Here is a 1,290-nt window from a genome sequence, read left to right on the forward strand (position 1 = left end):
TGGTATTGACCCCGTCAAGTAGACAATAGAAAAAGAACCTTATTAAGCGGCGATCTTTTCTCGGTATTCCACGGGGGAAAGGTCGCCGAATTTTTTCTGAAACCGTCTCTCGTTGTAGAAGGTAATATATTGTTGGATGGCTTGGTGAGCGGCTTCGTAGGTATTCGGACGTTCCAAATAAATCTTCTCGGACTTTAAGTGAGAGAAGAATGATTCCATCGACGCATTATCAAAACAGTTTCCACGGCGAGAATGACTACCGACCATACCGTAAGCTTCCAACCGGTGGGCATAGGTTTTGCTCGTATACTGAAATCCTTGGTCGGAATGGATAAGAACACCCTTGAGGGAAGAAGAGGCATGAAGCTGGTCGAGTGAATCCAACACCAAATCCAGATCATTGCGTTTGGATAGAGACCAAGCAACGATTTCGTTGTTCCATAGATCCTGGATGACAGACAGGTAGGCAAAGGAGTTCCCTATACGAACATAAGTGATGTCCGTAACTAAACGATGGAGGGAAGTTTCTGCTGTAAACTGGCGATCCAATCGATTCGGGTAAAGTACGGAAGACTTTCGTCCGAAGAAGGGCCGCTTTTTTCGAATCACTGAAAAGATTCCTAAATCACGCATCAGGCGGCGAACGCGCTTACGGTTAACCAGGATGCCTTCCCGACGAAGAGCTGCTGTGATTCGGATAGAACCATAGTAGGGATGTTGCATGTGAATGGCTAAGATGTGCTCTTGTAACCTAGCATCCTTAACCCGCCTTTCTGTCACAAACAGACGACTTTTTCTCCATTTGTAGTAGCCCGAGCGAGAAACTTGAGCCACTCGTAATAGATGCTTCAATGGATGATGTCTTCGTAATTCATGGATTATGGCAAAACGATTGGGTTTTGGAATTATTCCTCCTTTAAAAGATTGGGGTATCGCTTTTTTAGAAAATCAACCTGCGCTTTTAAATAGGCGTTCTCTTCTTCAAGGCTAGTGAAATGTTTGCGGTTCCAACCTCCTCGATGATCTTCAAAGGATTCTCCACGCTCGAATTGTTTTACCCATTGAACGACCTGCGTTTTGCTTTGAATGCCTAACCGCTCCTGAATTGCACGATAGGATAGTCCTTTTTCCATACGGAGACGGACAGCCTTGGTTTTCGTCTCTGGGGAATACCGATGAAACTTTTGTCCCTTTTTAGCCATAAGAAAATCCCCCTCCAATAAACAATGATTTTTGTCCATCTTAACAGATGGACTTTTTTCACTGTCTACCTTTAGGGGACAATACCAA

1 protein-coding gene is annotated in these 1,290 nt (G+C 44.3%); it reads right to left on the reverse strand.

The features are described 5' to 3' along the window. Positions 1-42 precede the first annotated feature (42 nt). A protein-coding gene (locus BLV90_RS15870) for an IS3 family transposase (RefSeq protein ID WP_091743083.1) occupies positions 43-1,202 on the reverse strand; the annotation gives its coding sequence in 2 pieces (ribosomal slippage) (positions 43-932 and positions 932-1,202; 1,161 coding nt in all). Positions 1,203-1,290: the final 88 nt, after the last annotated feature.

Origin of the sequence: Marininema mesophilum, assembly GCF_900106775.1 — a bacterium.
Classification (GTDB): Bacteria; Bacillota; Bacilli; order Thermoactinomycetales; family DSM-45169; genus Marininema; species Marininema mesophilum.